We start from the raw sequence: 15,994 nt of genomic DNA, 5'->3' as shown, positions 1-15,994 counted from the left end.
AGCAGCTCGTTCAGCGAGGAGAGCTTCTTCTCGTTGATGAGGATGTAGGCGTCGTCCATCTCAACGCGCATCTTATCGGCGTTGGTGACGAAGTAGGGCGAGATGTAGCCGCGGTCGAACTGCATGCCCTCGACGACGTCGAGCTCGGTCTCGAGCGACTTGGCTTCCTCGACCGTGATCACGCCCTCGTTGCCGACCTTCTTCATGGCGTCGGCGAGGAACGTGCCGATCTCAGCATCGCCGTTGGCCGAGATGGTGCCAACCTGGGCGATCTCCTCGTTCGAGGTGACCTTCTTCGAGTTCTTCTGGAGGTCCGCAACGACGGCTTCGACCGCGAGGTCGATACCGCGCTTCAAGTCCATCGGGTTCATGCCGGCGGCAACCGACTTCGCACCTTCGCGCACGATGGCAGCCGCAAGCACGGTCGCGGTGGTGGTGCCGTCGCCGGCCGCGTCCGCCGCCTTGGCAGCGACCTCGCGCACCATCTGGGCGCCCATGTTCTCGAATTTCTCCTCGAGTTCCACCTCCTTGGCGACGGCGACGCCGTCCTTGGTGATGCGCGGAGCGCCGAACGACTTCTCGAGCACCACGTTGCGCCCCTTCGGACCGAGCGTGACCTGCACGGCGTTGGCGAGGATGTCGACGCCGCGCAGCATGCGGTCTCGCGCTTCTACGCCGAATTTGACTTCCTTGGCTGACATAATTGAATTCCTCAGTTTACTTTCTCATGCGGCGGCGCGTCCGGCAGGCGCTCGTCAGGGAGAGGGGTGGGAGCGCTGGACTAGGCGGCTTTCTTCTCGGAAAACACATCGGTGAGAACGCCCATGATGTCGCTCTCCTTCATGATCAACAGCTCCTCACCGTCGACCTTGACCTCGGTGCCCGACCACTTGCCGAACAGCACGCGGTCGCCGACCTCTACGTCGATCGAAATCAGCTTGCCGGTCTCGTCACGGCCACCTGGGCCAACCGCGATGACTTCGCCCTGCGAGGGCTTTTCCTTGGCTGTGTCGGGAATGATGATGCCGCCAGCTGTCTTCTCTTCAGCGTCGATGCGCTTGACCACGACGCGGTCGTGAAGCGGACGGAAATTCATGTAGGCCTCCTGAGCATTTGAACGAGTTTACGATGGGCACGTTGTGAACAGCCCAGTTATAGCAAGAGCCAGGCCAAAGATGAGCGGAGCGATCCGTGCCGGCAATTCTGCTGAATCGCACACTTGTCCTGCGCGTGTGTTCGTCCGGAAGCAAACGTCCTCATGTACACAGCCCGCCAAGCTGTTGCGAAACTGACGTTGCGTCTCGTCAAAACATCCTCGTTTGTCGTCACGTACATTGGCAAAAGTCGCACACGCTAGTTCTTAGCATGGTCAGTCCGGTCACAGGAATCGGGGCAACCCAACGGATCCACGGCTCTCCACCTTGCCATCGAAGCTTCTCGTGCTCATTTGGATAGAGAGAGTAATTATGCAGCGGGCGTCAAAGAGAACGGGCCTATCAAAATCGTCGGCCCTAGGAACCCGTTCGAAGGTCATCGCAATTCTGAAGACAGTCCTTATACCTGCCCACTAGCGTGATGGCATATCCGCCGGAGTGCTACTTGCGTCGTTTCGTCGGTTTCCTCGAATATTGGATTCGCCTCGACCAGGAGCCCGTCCAGGTAGCGCTGGTATCGGGCTTGTTGATGAACGATAGCTTGCTCAAGCGGCTCTTGCGAGTGGTGCAGATCAACGCCCACTCGGCCGTCACTTTCTCGATGCCACGCAGCAGGAACTGCCTGAACCCGCGCGCCTGCTTGATCTGCCCGAACGCCGGTTCGACGATTTGCTTCCTGAACCGGTAGCGGCTTCGCGAGCCGGCGCGCTTGAGCTTGGCCCGCAAGGCTTTGGTGAGCGCTCCGGTCATGGTTCGCTTGCCTTCAGCGGCATGCTTGGCGCGCCCGATCGCGACGTAAGCGCTGATGTGGCGATCGGCGAGGGTTTGCAGGTTGGCCTCGCTCAGATAGCCGCTATCGGCCGAGGCTTCTCTGCAGCGCACCGTTGCACGACGGGCAATCAACCAGGCGAACGGATATTGCTGTCCGACGGGCGCGCTCACAACCTTCGTTTCGCGTTTCCGGCCGCCATGCAGGCTAAGAGACGGCGCACATACGTAGGATGACTTTGGTGATTGTGTCTGGCAATCATTTATTTAGCGTGCCTGGCACGGCCAGCGACTTCGCGGTCAGCAGCTCGAGCCATTTCAGACGCTTGAATTAACACGACCAGCCGACGCTCAAAGCGCTTAATTGTCTGAACCGCTTCTGTATGCTCCGGCCCTCTAGGAAGCCGATGCACTGCTTCGAACAAATGCCAAAGCAACTGCATCAGTTCTCGTAGATCCTTAAGGTGCGCCTCTTTCATCACGCGCTTAGCAGTCGCTATTTCGTCGCGATGGGAAGGTGAGCTGAGGCATTAGTGTTCAACCCAGATCAGGATTGCCATTGAGGTGGTGCATGGAGAGATCGTCGTTCTTCATCGGCTGCAGGTTGTCGCATGGTCCTCTCATTCGGGATTCATTGAGGTGCGGCAACATAGGCGCCATAATGCTTTAGTTGAAGCTGAGCCCACGCCTTGGCGTCCTTCTTCGGCTCTATCAGAGTTTGATAAATGGGTTTGTCGTGCGGATATAATTGCAACAGCGCATGATCCGGCAGAACCATTCGGTCTGCCGTGCAGGGACGAATCCATCTATTGAACGAAGACTTGCAACGACTGTGCCGTCGCTAGCTCAATGCAAAAAAAACATGCATGTGAGGATGCTAGCTCTCAATATCTGAGTTGTTGTAAACCCGACATGCCAGTCGGCACTGTGCCTATTACTGTCCGGAACAACAATCGTGTTGGCTTAGCCTGGCGATCATTACCCCGGTCTCTCGCAAGCCACCCGTGAGAAAAGTCGCTCGAATCAAAATATTGTGGGGCCGATACGGCGTATCCTTCCATGGCGCCTGCTTCCCCTCAAGTGGCGCTCTCGGCATCGTGACGATCGGATGCCCTAGAGTCGGGCTCGCTTCTGATCACCAAGGACGGATGATCGCGATCGTAGCGCAAGCCGGTTATTGGCCAAGAAAGGCTAGCTCACAGCCGCCCTTGTCAGTCAATTGAGAGCCGCGGCAGCGGACGAGCGCCGCTGATCAGATGGGCCTGCGCAGCCACTTCAGCGAGATAGTCATCCATCGCGCTTCGCGCGATGGCGGTCCCGGGGTGTCGGAAGTTCACGGAAATTCCGTCCTGCCAGCGACTGACCCATAGGTATGTCTCGCAAGCATTGGAGCTACGGCTGTTCAGAAACCTCGTCCGCCAGTGCGGCCAGCAGTCCGCCCCGGGGACCGTCCGATTGTCCATGTAGGATACCATGAAGCGGTCGCGCAGTGTGGCGCCGAGCAATTCCATGGCCTTTGAAAATGTCACCTGAGCTGTTTTCTTGGCGCGTTTGAGTTCGAGCCGGGCGGCGCGCAGGGTTTCCGGCAACGTATCGGCCACCCGGAAGCTTACCGGACTCATCCCGACATACCATCCAACCGAACGCATTGACCGCAGATCGTACCGGGTGTGAAAGGGCGCAACGGCGTGGAATTGTCGTTGGTTCGCCAGTGTTTTTCCTGCCAGCGCCAGACAGGCGAAAATTCCCGTCGCCGCGTTTCCGCCCTGGGACCTGCACCCTCGCTCGAATTCGGATGCCCCAGCCGCATCGAGCAGCCATATTCGTCCGGTGCGCTGTAAGGATCCTTCCGGCACACCGAGTGCTAGCGGAAAATCGGGCAACTGACCGCTGTTCGCGGCGATCAGCTCGCGCCAGTGGCCAATTGCGGGATGGTCATCGGACAGGTCGGTCAGTCGCTCTCGTTCGGCCTCGGCGTGATCCAGATAGCTGTGCGCCGGTGCCAGCTGCGGCGCCACTCCGAGGATTGCGGCTGTGTACAGCTCTCGGATCTCATTTGGCATCAAGGCCATCGAGTAGGCATCGCTGACGGAGTGGTCGGAGGCGAACAGGAGGCGCGTGGATGGTGGCCGGCTGATCGTCACGAACACATACGCCGGCCAGCGCCGCGGGTTGGTCTCCGCTTCAAAGAGCCGTTCCAGGAACTGAGCAATTTCGCCGGGATCGGCGCAGTCACCCACCACGGTCTTCTCAACTGCCGCCGCGCCTTGTTCAATCGTGGCGCAATGAACGACCGATCCATCATTGGCCAAGCGGCTGCGTAATGCCTCATGCCGGTTGACCCAGCCAAGGATCGCTCTTGTCAGCGCAGCGGCGTTGAACGCGCCCGGCAACTCGAACGCGGCGCCGAGCCAGCTTGACCGGCCATCGTCCGCGGAGCGAAAATGTTCCTCCTGAACATGAGACGGACGGCGCGAGTCGGGCCGCCAACTGACCGGATCGGGATCGCTGACCCGCCACACCATCAGCCGATCCGGCTGCCGATCAGAATCGCAAAATTCCTTGATGTCCATGAAGGGCCGTGGCAATGTTCACAGATGCAAGCTGCGCGTGCGGCGCAGCGGCGACCGCCAAATCCAAATTATCGAGGCAGTGCCAAGCACACTGCTCGCCAGCAATGTGGTGCGCAGGCTCGTTGCAGCAGCGGCCGCGCCGCCGACCAGTGCGCCCAATGAGCCCAGTCCCCACACGACGGTGCGGATGCTCGCATTGACCCGGCCTTGCAGGCGCTGCGGGACCAACGCATATCGAATGGGAACCTGCTGCACGTGGTAGAGTCCCTGGCCGATCCACAGAATGAATTGGGAGAGCGCCACGCATGCCACTGCTGCCCACCAGGGCCGGGTGAGCAGCGCCGCAAGGCTCATGCCTGCCGCGCTCACCGCCAAACCGGTCATTAATACAGGACCAAGCCCAATTGCCCGGCCCACCCACGGTGAGCCAGCCGCGCCCACCACACCGCCAAGCGCGCCGATACCGAGCACCATGCCGACAACCCGGCTGTCGAACCCGAGATCCTTGGTCAGATGCAGCAGAAAAGCCGCAGAATAGGCGTTGTGCCAAAAGATGAATGTGCCGGTTGCCAGGGTAACGGCCCTTAAAACTGCATTGCCGAACACGCTCGCCAGCCCCTCGGCCATTTGGACGAGCACAGTGCTTGAGGGCGCCGCTGAGGCGGCAGGCATCGGCACCAGCGAGAGCAACGCGGCGGCGAGCAGAAAGGAGACGGAGTCGGCCAGGATTGCGGTTGGAGCGGAGAACGCGTTGATAAGCCAACCGGCCAGGAACGGACCTGCGGCCATCGCGGTCGCCTGGCTGAATTCCAATGAACTCTGCGCCCGAACCAGCTGAGACCGGTCCAGGACTGTGGGTATGCACGCCAGATAAGCCACGTCGGCGATCACCGCGGCCACCCCAACCAGGACGCTTGTCGCGTATAGCTGCACCATTCCCAGGTGTCCAAGGCTGGCGCACAAGGGAATGGTGGCCAGCGTTGCCGCCATAACCACGTTGGCGGTCAAAAGGATTCGTCGGTGCGGGAGACGGTCGACGATGACCCCGGCGAACAGGCTCACGAAAAGACACGGTGCCCGACCGCAGGCGAGCAACAGCCCCGCCTGCGCCGGTCCGGCGTCTAGCAGGGTGATTGCAGTCAGCGGCAGCGCCAGCATGGTTACGTTGGAGCCCAGCAGGGAAATGGTCTGGCCGACGAGCAGCGCGAGGTAGCTGCGTGGCAGGGCGCGAGGCGTAGCAGAACAGTGCCGGCAGATCACGCGTCGCCAGATGGGCTTGAGACGGACAGATAGCCTAGTCGGGCCAGCTCACTTCCAGCGATCTCCTCGAACTCCACAATCTGGCTTGGCGTCAAATCCTGGACGTGGCGACCAATTCGACCTTGGTGCAGCGGCTTTCCCGCAGCCTCGGCCGCCGGGTGACCATGCGGTTGTTCGAACAACGCGTGCTCGTATTCAGCATGACGCAGCACGGCCTCGTCCCAAGGCAAGTCGAGGTGGTCCAGAATCATCGTCAAAGCGGTGCGGGGACTGCTTACAAGATCCTCGTAACGCACCTCGAGATAACGGCCAGGCGGCGCGATCCGATGCGGCCGGGAAACCACTTCAAGCCAACCCCGCGCGGCGTCGGCAACTGTTCGGTAACCCCAATCAGGAACGGTCTTCAGGTGAGAGGCGGCAACGTCGCGGCCGTCCCGCACGATATGCACGAAATGTGCACGCGGCCACAGGCGGGCGAAGTCGTCGATCCTGGTGATCTTACGCTGCAGTTTCAATCCCCAGCGCTGAGCTCCGCTGCGCGCCCTGCGCAACTCACCGATCTCGTTGACGAGCCGGCATCGGTCGATGAATGAAACAATGTCGTTGCCCACCTCGACCATAATCTTGCGGACCAGCCCGCGCAGGTCATCGAAGTCGAGACCGAAGCGGCGGCACTGCACCACAAAATGCACCCCGTCATACCAGAACGGATCGATCGTGTTCTTGGTCGTGTCCGTGACCCGCCAATCGCCGACCGCAAGCAGGTCGATTGCACCCAGAATGTGCGGGCCGAGATTGGGTGGTTCGAGGAAGTCGATCTCCGGACCGGCCACGAGATCCAGATGAGAGTCCAGCACGATACTCAGCAGCGTGGTGCCCGACCGGTTGTCGCCGCCGAGCAGCACTGGCGACGTGGAAAATGGATCGGGCTGCGACATGGTCTTGTTCTCTGTTCGACATGCTTGCTGGTCAGTGGACGGGCGCATTGAACCAGCGCCGAACCGCCCCCGGTGTGGCAACGAAATGATCTCTGGCGAACCGTACGGCAGCCGCGACTGGATCCGGGGCGCGGACTGGGTTGTCCGTGCGGGACAGTGCCGCCGGCAGGGCCTCTCCAGCTGCTTCGATAGCCGCCTGCACGTCGGCGTCAGATACCGCAGCGGAGGGCATGAAGCGTCCGCCATACTGCATCAGGAATCCTCGCGCCCACATCTCCTCGAAGAAGGCGTGGCCAAGTTCGGCGTCGGAAAATACAACGTCGAACATCGTGGGCCAGGCGAACGCCCATGCCGCGACTTGCTGCCTGGTGAAGACACTGTTGAGCCCCCTGATCAGTTGCTCGCCAACCTCGCGCATTCGGGCCAGGGCGGTCCCGTCGCGCAGCGCATGCAGGGTACTCAGTGCAGCTGCGAACGGGGTGACTTCGCGCTGGTAGGTGTTGCCCATGTATGTCTTTTCCGCAGCGGCGAGTACGTCCGCCCGGCCCGCCACCGCCGACAGCGCCATTCCGTTCGCCAGTCCTTTGCTCAGTGTAATCAGATCGGGCGTGAGCCCGATGGCCATATGGTACCCGCCAAGGGCGTAGCGGAATCCGGTCATCACCTCGTCAAGGATGAGCAGGGCGCCGTGCCGATGCACCAGCCTCTGCAGTTCTTGATGGTATTCGGGCGGGAAGAAGTTGACCTCCGGGGTGATGATCACTGCGGCGGCGCGCTGGACACTTGCCAGCTCGTCGAGCAAGTCGAGGTTGTAGCGGAAGTCCACGCTGTCCCGGTCCCGATTGGGCAGCCCCATTTCCGGCCGGTCCTGCAACTGCCAGTCGTGCCAGCCGTGATATCCGCTGGTCAGTACATGGTTAAGGCCCGTGAACGCGCGGGCAAGGCGCACGGCGGCGGTGGTGGCGCAAGATCCAGTGCGGAAAAATACTGAGCGCTCCGCGACAGGGAAGATCTCCGCCAGCCGTTCGGCCAATTCGACCCGGTGCACGGACAGCGGTCCGGGCAGGATGCCGCCGGTACGGCGCATCTCAGCGGCTGCGTGCGCCACGACCGGCTCGTATCCGGCTCCGAGCGGCGCGGCACCGCTACAGGAAGTGAAATCGACGTATTGCTTTCCGTCGATGTCCCATGCATGCGCGCCTGACGCACGCGTCATCACGACCGGAAAACGCCTGTTGAGATCCCACTTCTGCGAGGCGGTGACGCGCAGGGCGCGTCGCAGTGCCGATCCGTCCCCGTCGGTCGCGTTCACGGCGGCAGCAAGCGTGCTGATCGACAAAAACCGTCTCCGTTGCGCTCGTTACGTCAGCTGCGTGACTATTCGTCGAGCGATCCGTAGCGCATTCGCCTGAATGGTGAAGGTCGGGTTGACGCCTCCGGCATATGGGAAAAAGCCACCATCCGCGACATAGAGATTGTCGACGTCGTGCACGCGACCCCAGCGATCAACCACCGATTGCTTCGGATCGATCCCAGCCCGACAGGCGCCATGCAGATGGCCGCTGCCGAACTGATAGTTGGAATCCTGATAATCCACGTGCTTCACACCGGCTTCGGCCAGCAAGTTCGACGCGCGTCTGGACAAGTAGCCCAATCGGCGTTTGTCCAGCGGATGGGTCTGGTAATCGAGAATGATCTTGGGCAAACCCAGCCCGTCCCGCCTGGTAGCCAACCGGACCGCATTGTTGCGCATGGGCTGGTCGGCCGCCAGAAAATGCAGCCGTAGCCTTGTATTTCCGTCGTCGTCCGTGCGTTCAGTCGGACTTGCTTCGTAGATCATTCCGCCGAGCCCCGAAGGCGCCTCGTCGTTGAGGTAATGGTCGGAGACCGCGACGGTGGAGAATGGGCGGCCGGGCTCGGGCGTGACCGGCGGATTTATCGTGGTGCTACCGGACACGTAGCCGCTGATCTTGAACGAGATGCCACTGCCCACCATGCCGGATGCGTTGCCGATGCCGTTGGGCGCCGCGCGTTGCGCCGAGCGTAGCAGCAAGGCGGCAGACTGCACTGCGTTGCCGGCAAGTACCACGCAGCGGGCGCGGACCCGAGCTCGTTGTCGCTTGAGAGTATCCACCCATTCCACCGAATCCGCGCGGCTGACGTTGCCGAGATCGATACGGACGGCCTTGCTGCCGAGCGCAATCGTCAGCGCGTCCGGCGGCAGGGTGACACCTGTGAACGGCGAGCGTGCGTCGGCCCTGGCGCCGCTTGGACATAAATGTTCATTGCAGGGGCCCTCGCAGCGGCAGGCTGGCCGGCCGTGATATGGCACCGAGTTGATTGCTAATGGCGTGGGGAACGGCAAGTGGCCCAGGCGTCTGCCGGCATCGGCAATCAACTGGCCCGGCAAGCTGTACTGGTGTGGCGGCAGAACGGGCGGATCGCTCGGCGGCTCGAGTGGGTCCGCCCCGGCCAGGCGGGCCACCCCCATGCGCCGCTCCAGCTCCTCGTAGAATGGGCGTAGCTCGGTGTAGTTGATCGGCCAGATCGGATCGAGCGCGTCCCCGGCCACATGCGCTCGTGCGTCGAAATCGATGGCGCGACAGCGGAAGGCTATTCCGGCATATAAAGTCATTCCGCCGCCGAGCGCGCAGACGGTCCACGGACGTCCGAATGGCGTCAACGTCCCTGCCGCAGACGGCACCAGGGCGCTATCCATGCCATTTTGGACGCTCGCCAGCGAGGCGCCGGGAGGAAGTGCCCGACCTTCCTCGAGAAGGAGTACTCGCAGTCCGTGTTGTGCGATCTCGTGGGCAACTATCGAGCCGCTGGCACCACTTCCGACGACGCATACATCAACGATATCGGCCGTCATTATTCCACCTTCTGGCAACAAATATCGACCATGCGCAATCGCGCCCTATTCGTTAATGACGAGCTGCCATCAGACAGCTGTCACAGCCACCGTTGAACGCACGGCCCGTCCAGATCGCCCGGATTATCCGGTATGGCTTCGCTCGTTTGCCAAGGATCATCGCCGCGAGATCGTACAATGTGACGCTACGTACGATTCAAGCTCTTCGATGCAGCAGCCGCATTAATATGAGCAAGCGGCATTTTCAGAACCACTGCGATTTTTGACAGGTCTAAGAGGCCCCAAACGATTGTCCAATCCACCTACCTGTGCACCAGATGCGGGCACCAGCGTGTTCTTGCACTATGTAAGGACGCCCGCAAATTTAGCTTCGAGACGCGATACGGGCAGCGTTTTGAGGCCGCGCTCATTGGCAATGCGTCGATCGGTCGCTACCCAACACATGATTGTACGAATTGTACGGCGATTTGATCGCGAAGGTCAGCCGATCTCGTATTGACTGGCGCTGGAATGCGATTTCTTTCCTTAGGCTCTTCGCAATCATCAGGCGCCGGCTAGAACGCTCAAAGCTGCCCTGCATAGACGGCAAAAAAAAGCCCGACCTCATCGATGGCCGGGCGAAAGTCAGTCTCGGGGAGCGAGGCTGCTAAGCATCGCGCCAACTTCCGTCGACAGAGGGAGAGCTGCCGACGGTTATTCGCGGCAAAAGTTTCACCGCAAATTCTAATTTCGGAGGATCAACAATCGGACAAATCTGGCGCCGTTTTTTGCTAAGACGTATTGATGGAATGGAATGCGGCTCAACACTGGCTCGCACAATCCTGAAAAGGTGTATCCTTCGTTGTCGTGGGAGGATCGCCGAAGGGATTAGATGAGCGGCGCTGAACCGAGACGATCCGCGGCTGTCCGAACGGACTCAACGTGCCGACCGCAGGGCGCAGCAACGCAGCATCCCCTGTGGAATCCGCCGGGGGGCTGGGAGGAAGCGCCTCGGTTCGCATCCGAGCATTCGAAGCCCGTTCACTCGATCTTGTAGGCGATGATTGGGGCATCGGCATCGCACTCTGCTGTACACACATCGACCGCATTGGTATCGTCGTATCACCGACGTCAGCAAACGGGCGCCAGGTCGACTTGTCGGGCATCCTCGTTGGCTACGTTGAGATGGTACAACGTGACGCCACGTGCGATTCAAGGCCTTTGAGCTGCCCTCCATAAAATACATGCTGCCGATCTCTCACACGTAGCTAAGTGATCCGCGAGCGGCTGACGTGCATGTCGCTCTGTTTGTGGATGGAGTTGTACCACGTGAGCGCTTGAGGCACGCGCACGTCGCCCCACCGCGATCTTGTCCCAGTTCGCGCGGATTAGGCGTCGTGGTCCGGCCGCCAGGCTACTTGCCGCCTGGGTTCCCAATCCGAGAGTCTTTAACGGGCTTGTGGAACGCGGCTCATCCGGCTGGCACGTCACAGCGAAAGGCCGAGCAGCCTGGCCCACATCGAAAGCCGCCATCCTCCTGTAGTCGAGCCGAGGCCGTCCGAATTGGACGAGGATGCGCACTTTGCGGTAGCGCACTCTGCCAAGGCGCGGTCCGGCACCTACGGCGGCCTGTCTGTTGTTAATCTGAATACGCCGACGCCGTCCGAATTGGATGACGAGGTTGATTCTGCGCGAGCATTTCCGGCCCCCTCAGATACTCAGATCGGAGGTTTGGACCTGACAGTCCCGTCCCGAGGCCCCGGACTGGTGCTCGAGGATACCGAATGGCTCGGCGACGAGCACATCCAGAGGGACTACGAGCTACTCGAGCAGTGGCTGCAGGAGAACCATCCGGATCTCGCCGTCCGGACGCGGCTCGTCGATCCTCTTATAGCCCACTATCAGCTGCGCCTGGCGGCCACTGATGGCGACGCGCTAAGTCGCTTCCAGCGCCTCATCCATCAAAATGGTAACGATACAGCCGACTTCCTGGTTCTACCAATCAACGATGCCGATCGTCCTGATCAACACGGCGCCCATTGGTCGCTGCTATTCGTTGATCGAAGGGACCGGCAACGGCCAGTCGGCTATCGCCACGACTCTGTCCGTGGATACAATGACGCTCGTGCAACAAGGCTCGCAGATCGGCTGGGCCTCAGCCGCCAGGATAGCCCAGCAGCAGAACGACTATGATTGCGGCGTCTTTGTCGTGGACGGCACGCGTGCGTTGGTCAGGGATTGGCAACAGGGCAGCCAGACCTGCTGAACCTTAACAAGCTCAGCATCAGCCGGCTGGCACTGAAAGACCAGCTAAGGATCTGAGGTCGGCTCGTGCCGATGGGAGTGGAACGGCTCTCGCCGACGCCGCCGCCAGACCAGTATGGCTGGTGGCCGGCGGCGTGGATGTCGACGGGCGGCATGTGCAGCGGGTGATCCAGGCGGTCCTTCGGCATGATCGCTCTCGACACTGAACGTGCTCCCCCTCAGCCATTCCATCACGCTTGGTTCCTTTCCGATTGACTCAATCGGCGCGCAGACGTCCCGTTGCGCGCGCAAGTTACCGTGATCTATCGTCGTCCGCCGCAGCTCTCGGCGACGGTCCGCAGCTTCTCTTCGAGCGTTCGACCGCGCCGAGCGCTCATGGAAACAACTTACAGCCAAAAAACGTTCGAACTAGCTGCACTGTTCATATGTCGTCACTCCGCGCAAAGCGACCTTCGCCGTAGCAATGCGTTCAGCGCTCGATCTAGTGTCTCGCATTGCGCAGCTAGAGCATTAAAGCTGCGCGGAACGCTCACGGAATAGCGACCGAAGCAAATTCAGCGCATGAGGTAGGAGGCGCGGAATTCCGCAAGCAATTCGAGCTGATCTCGCTGAAGAAGATCAACCGCATGACCGTTCCATTCAATGAGCTTCCTACGCCTAAGCTCCTGGATTGTCCGGTTCACGTGCACAGTCGAAAGGCCGCATGCATCGGCAATGTCTTGCTGTGTGAATGGAACATGAAGGCGACCATTGTCCAGCAGCCCCACGAGCTCAAGACGTGCGGCGATCTCGCATAGAAGATGAGAAAGCCGAGGCAGCGCTTCCCGGGAGCCAAGATTTTCGATCCATTCGCGATAGATGGCCACGTGAATCAACGTCTCCCGCCAAAACGCATGGGGGAGCCCAGCGGACTTTCCCAGGACATCTTTGAGGCATGAGTGGGGCACAAGGGCATGATGCTCGTGCCAATACTGCAGAGATCGCGATCCGTTTCGGGCAGATGAAGGGTGTGCAGGTCGGGAATGTCTCCAGGGACATAGAAGGAGGTTAACTGATTTCGATCGGACGCCACTCTTGACGAGACAGAAAGCCGCCCATCACGACGCCACAGCTTAGAGGCCGGTCCCCCTGGCGCGCCAGGTACTCGCCATGCGCAAATCGTTTGATGGTGTGAGGCATGCTTTCGAGCTTAGCCAGGTCTTGCTCGGATAAGCCTCTGATGCCCCGCAGACGCGTAATGAGCATTTGGTGCGGCAAGCAATACCCCGTTCTATCGCTGGGGTACGCCAATATCGACACCTATCCCCACCAGCTACCTGATCGCGGCCATTCTGCACGGTTCCCCCTGATGTTCAATCTCTTTTCTGCTCTCCTCTTCGAGCTCATACGCGATGCTTTCGAGAGATACGGGATCCTCACGAAAGTGCTGACGACGACCTTCCGGCTATCCCTCAAGCTCGATGATAAACCGCTTGCTTCTGGAAGAACGACGAGGCTTGGCGCACAGTCGCGCCTGCGTCGGGCCGCGGCCGCGTTCCAGCCCAGCATCAGGGCTCACGAGCGCGCAGCCAACATCGGCTCGACACTGACGCCTTCCGCACCGCGCTGGCGGCAGCTAAGAAGAGCAATTCCTTTGCCGGCTCGGCTCATCGCGCTGCGCAAAACGGCGCGTCTAATTTTCTCTCGATCGTGAGTGCGGGTGGAACGGTCGTCGTCGAATGGGGATCGCTTCCGCACTGCAGACGCCCGGATTTGACGCCCATGACACGCGACCGGCGGGCCGTTTCAGCGGGAACGGCGATCGCCTCGTCAACCTGGGACGGTACCGTTCCGGGTTGATGGGCCCAGTTGGCAACATGAGGTGCAAATCAGGCTGGCAATAGAGATCCGATCTGATTATTCCTGCGAGAGCCGGCTCGAAGAGAACAAAGCTCAATGTCGTCTTCGTCATGCCAGCGAGTTATGTACGAAACGGTCGGATCTGTAGCACGGATAGCACATTACCTGGGGCAGCGAGACAGTTGGATCGCTGCGTACGGTGTTTAGTGGCGTAAAAATGCGCCTCTGACGGTACAATCCTGGGCAAGGGGTATGCTTGAGCCGACGCTCACGGTTATCTGGTTGGATAGAGGTTCAACATGAATCGTGCGGTTCTGCACCGCCATGAATTGTCGATAACGACCGATGAACAGCGTGAGTTGACGCGGTGCAGAGAGGAGATAGCGCGTCTCAAACAGCTGGTTGTGCAGCTTTCTGAACTCGTCTTGCGCAATGTCACGCAAAATGCAGAAGGCCAAAAGTCGCAGTCCGGGTGACGCGCTCGGCCGTATACCGAATGGTCAATCGGCAGATGATGGGCGCGCTAGACAATAGCCATTGTGATCCGCAGCGCGGCGTCCTCCGGGGGAGGGGAGCGGCCCCGCCCTTGTTCTTCATGGGGGCGGGGCCGCGTAATTTACGGTCGAACCGCTTCGTGGATCGATGGACATGAGCGATGCGTGTCGCACGGAAATATGTGGCCAAGCTCAGAAATTCAATTTCTTCCGGCCGTAGCTTACTGTCCTGGAGCAATCGATCGATCGGCATTGACCACCACCCGGGGGGAGACGCCCGCTTTGATGCGCCAGCCTAAGATGCGTCAGAACGCGCTCGGGTTAGTTTCGCTATAGCCGCCCTTGTCGTCCCACCTGTAAACGACATAGTCGAGCTGCTTGATGTCACCCTTGGCGTCGTATTCCAACTTGCCGATCACGGTGTCCCAAGAGCCCGCTTTGATTATCTCGATAACCTTCCTCGGATCCGTGGTGCCGGCTTTGCTTGCGGCCTGGGTCCAGACCTGCACCGCAGCGTAGGTGTAGAGCGTGTAGCCTTCGGGATCGATATTCCTGGCCTTGAATTTGTTGACGATCGCAGCCGCCGTCGGCTTGTTGCGTGGGTCGGGCCCGAAGGTGAAGAGCGTGCCCGCTCCAGCTGCGCCGGTGATCGAGGCAAATTCCTTGTCGGCCAAGGCGTCACCCGACATCAGTACGGTCTTCAGGCCCTGATCGCGCATCTGACGCAGGATGAGGCCTGCTTCCTGGTGATAGCCGCCGACATAGACGAGGTCGATATTGTCACGCTTCAGGCGCGAGACGATCGCATTGAAATCCTTGTCGCCCTTGTTGTAGGACTCGTACATCTTCTCGATGATGCCGGCCTTGTTGAGGGCCCTCTTCGTCTCGTCGGCAAGCCCTTTGCCATAAGTGGTCTTGTCGTTGAGAATGCCGATGTTCTTGCCCTTGAAGTGCTTGGCGATGTAGTCGGCAGCAACCTGGCCCTGCTGGTCGTCGCGGCCGCAGACGCGCGCCACGTTCCATAGCTTGCGCTCGGTGAATAGGGGGTTGGTCGAGGCGGGCGTGATCTGCAGTACGCCGCCGTCCGCATAGGCTTCCGAGGCCGGAATCGACGACGAAGAGCAAAAGTGCCCCGCAACGAATGGGATCTTGGCGGCGGCGATCTTCTCCGCTACCGATCGCGCCTGCTTGGGATCGCAGGCATCGTCCTCGATGTCGAGCGCGATCCTTTTGCCGAGTACGCCGCCGGAAGCGTTGATCTGCTCCACCGCCATCTCGGCGCCGTTCTTCATTTGCCGCCCGAAGGCGGACTCGCCCCCGGTTATCGGTCCAGCGACGGCGATGGTGATGTCCTCCGCCAATGCCCCGGTGGACAGCGCAATCAATGCTCCAAGTGCAAAGCCGGTCAGCTTGAGTGATTTCATGGATGGTCCTCACAGGCTCAATGCGGCGGCGAGTAAGCTCGAGCAAAGCAAAGCGAGCCCGGCGGCGGTCAGTGCCAGAAAGCAGCCGGAGACAAAGTCATGGTCGCGCATCAAACCCCTTCGATTGCACTGCCATGAGGGAGCAGGAGCCCACCTTGACTCATTAAGAAAACCGTCCGTCCCGCTTAACCGTCCAGAGGCTCGAGGAACTATCGGCAGGCTGCTCATCGCTCGAAAACAGTACATGGACATTTGCCGATGCCGTTCCAGCGGAGCGACAAGCCAGGGCGCGTACGCAAGGATGGAGCTGTATCAATGAAGCAACGTTAACCTACAAGCGTTCGTCCCGTCTCATTCTCGCAGCCTCGCACCGCGTTACCAATTTCATCTCGCCCCGCTAGTTCAGCGCACAGGGTCGCCTTAGA

14 protein-coding genes and 1 pseudogene are annotated in these 15,994 nt (G+C 60.3%); 3 read left to right on the top strand and 12 right to left on the bottom strand.

The window, feature by feature from the left end; genetic code table 11:
- From groEL to H8B02_RS17820, 9 genes and pseudogenes are all read right to left on the bottom strand, one after another.
- Positions 1 to 701 (bottom strand): chaperonin GroEL (gene groEL, locus H8B02_RS17860; protein ID WP_229167426.1); only part of this gene is annotated, 701 nt, incomplete at its 3' end.
- Positions 702 to 781: 80 nt separating this feature from the next.
- A complete protein-coding gene (gene groES, locus H8B02_RS17855) occupies positions 782 to 1,096 on the bottom strand; it encodes a co-chaperone GroES (protein WP_229167425.1) in 315 nt (104 codons plus the stop codon).
- A 622-nt stretch (positions 1,097 to 1,718) separates the two neighbouring features.
- Positions 1,719 to 2,027, bottom strand: a pseudogene (locus tag H8B02_RS17850) (transposase); the annotation flags it as partial.
- Positions 2,028 to 2,553: 526 nt separating this feature from the next.
- Positions 2,554 to 2,700 carry a hypothetical protein gene (locus H8B02_RS17845; protein ID WP_229167424.1) on the bottom strand — a complete coding sequence of 49 codons (147 nt, stop codon included), beginning with the start codon at positions 2,698 to 2,700 and terminating at the stop codon, positions 2,554 to 2,556.
- Between the two features lie 433 nt (positions 2,701 to 3,133).
- On the bottom strand, positions 3,134 to 4,495 hold the full coding sequence (locus H8B02_RS17840; protein WP_229167423.1) for a condensation domain-containing protein: 1,362 nt from the start codon (positions 4,493 to 4,495) through the stop codon (positions 3,134 to 3,136).
- An 18-nt stretch (positions 4,496 to 4,513) separates the two neighbouring features.
- Complete coding sequence (locus H8B02_RS17835; protein WP_229167422.1) at positions 4,514 to 5,755, bottom strand: MFS transporter; 1,242 nt, start codon at positions 5,753 to 5,755, stop codon at positions 4,514 to 4,516.
- The gene (locus H8B02_RS17830) at positions 5,752 to 6,693 is read right to left on the bottom strand and encodes a sulfotransferase family protein (RefSeq protein ID WP_229167421.1); all 942 of its coding nucleotides are present in this window, start codon (positions 6,691 to 6,693) and stop codon (positions 5,752 to 5,754) included. Before H8B02_RS17830 ends, H8B02_RS17835 begins: the two co-directional genes overlap by 4 nt.
- 31 nt (positions 6,694 to 6,724) lie before the next feature.
- On the bottom strand, positions 6,725 to 8,032 hold the full coding sequence (locus H8B02_RS17825; protein WP_229167420.1) for an aminotransferase class III-fold pyridoxal phosphate-dependent enzyme: 1,308 nt from the start codon (positions 8,030 to 8,032) through the stop codon (positions 6,725 to 6,727).
- A 21-nt stretch (positions 8,033 to 8,053) separates the two neighbouring features.
- Positions 8,054 to 9,568 carry a GMC oxidoreductase gene (locus H8B02_RS17820; protein ID WP_229167419.1) on the bottom strand — a complete coding sequence of 505 codons (1,515 nt, stop codon included), beginning with the start codon at positions 9,566 to 9,568 and terminating at the stop codon, positions 8,054 to 8,056.
- A gap of 1,542 nt (positions 9,569 to 11,110) precedes the next feature.
- Here H8B02_RS17820 and H8B02_RS48545 point away from each other — a divergent pair.
- Positions 11,111 to 11,740 (top strand): hypothetical protein, encoded by a 630-nt coding sequence (locus tag H8B02_RS48545; RefSeq protein ID WP_229167432.1) that lies wholly within the window; start codon positions 11,111 to 11,113, stop codon positions 11,738 to 11,740.
- Positions 11,673 to 11,813, top strand: coding sequence for a Ulp1 family isopeptidase (locus tag H8B02_RS17810; protein WP_229167428.1), 141 nt, complete (start codon positions 11,673 to 11,675; stop codon positions 11,811 to 11,813). The genes H8B02_RS48545 and H8B02_RS17810 overlap by 68 nt, the downstream gene beginning before the upstream one ends.
- Here H8B02_RS17810 and H8B02_RS17805 read toward each other — a convergent pair.
- Both H8B02_RS17805 and H8B02_RS17800 read right to left on the bottom strand, forming a co-directional pair.
- Positions 11,779 to 12,000, bottom strand: a complete 222-nt coding sequence (locus H8B02_RS17805) for a hypothetical protein (protein ID WP_229167431.1) — start codon at positions 11,998 to 12,000, stop codon at positions 11,779 to 11,781. The genes H8B02_RS17810 and H8B02_RS17805 overlap by 35 nt on opposite strands.
- Positions 12,001 to 12,366: 366 nt before the next feature.
- A complete protein-coding gene (locus H8B02_RS17800) occupies positions 12,367 to 12,678 on the bottom strand; it encodes a Crp/Fnr family transcriptional regulator (protein WP_229167418.1) in 312 nt (103 codons plus the stop codon).
- A gap of 371 nt (positions 12,679 to 13,049) precedes the next feature.
- Here H8B02_RS17800 and H8B02_RS17795 point away from each other — a divergent pair, with 371 nt between their 5' ends.
- Positions 13,050 to 13,505, top strand: coding sequence for a hypothetical protein (locus tag H8B02_RS17795; protein ID WP_229167417.1), 456 nt, complete (start codon positions 13,050 to 13,052; stop codon positions 13,503 to 13,505).
- Between the two features lie 945 nt (positions 13,506 to 14,450).
- Here H8B02_RS17795 and H8B02_RS17790 read toward each other — a convergent pair.
- Positions 14,451 to 15,569, bottom strand: a complete 1,119-nt coding sequence (locus H8B02_RS17790) for a branched-chain amino acid ABC transporter substrate-binding protein (protein WP_229167416.1) — start codon at positions 15,567 to 15,569, stop codon at positions 14,451 to 14,453.
- Positions 15,570 to 15,994 lie beyond the last annotated feature (425 nt).

Source organism: Bradyrhizobium altum, assembly GCF_020889705.1.
Classification (GTDB): Bacteria; Pseudomonadota; Alphaproteobacteria; order Rhizobiales; family Xanthobacteraceae; genus Bradyrhizobium; species Bradyrhizobium altum.
The sequence above is the reverse complement of the archived record's forward strand: the minus strand, read 5'-3'. Positions and strand labels throughout refer to the sequence as shown.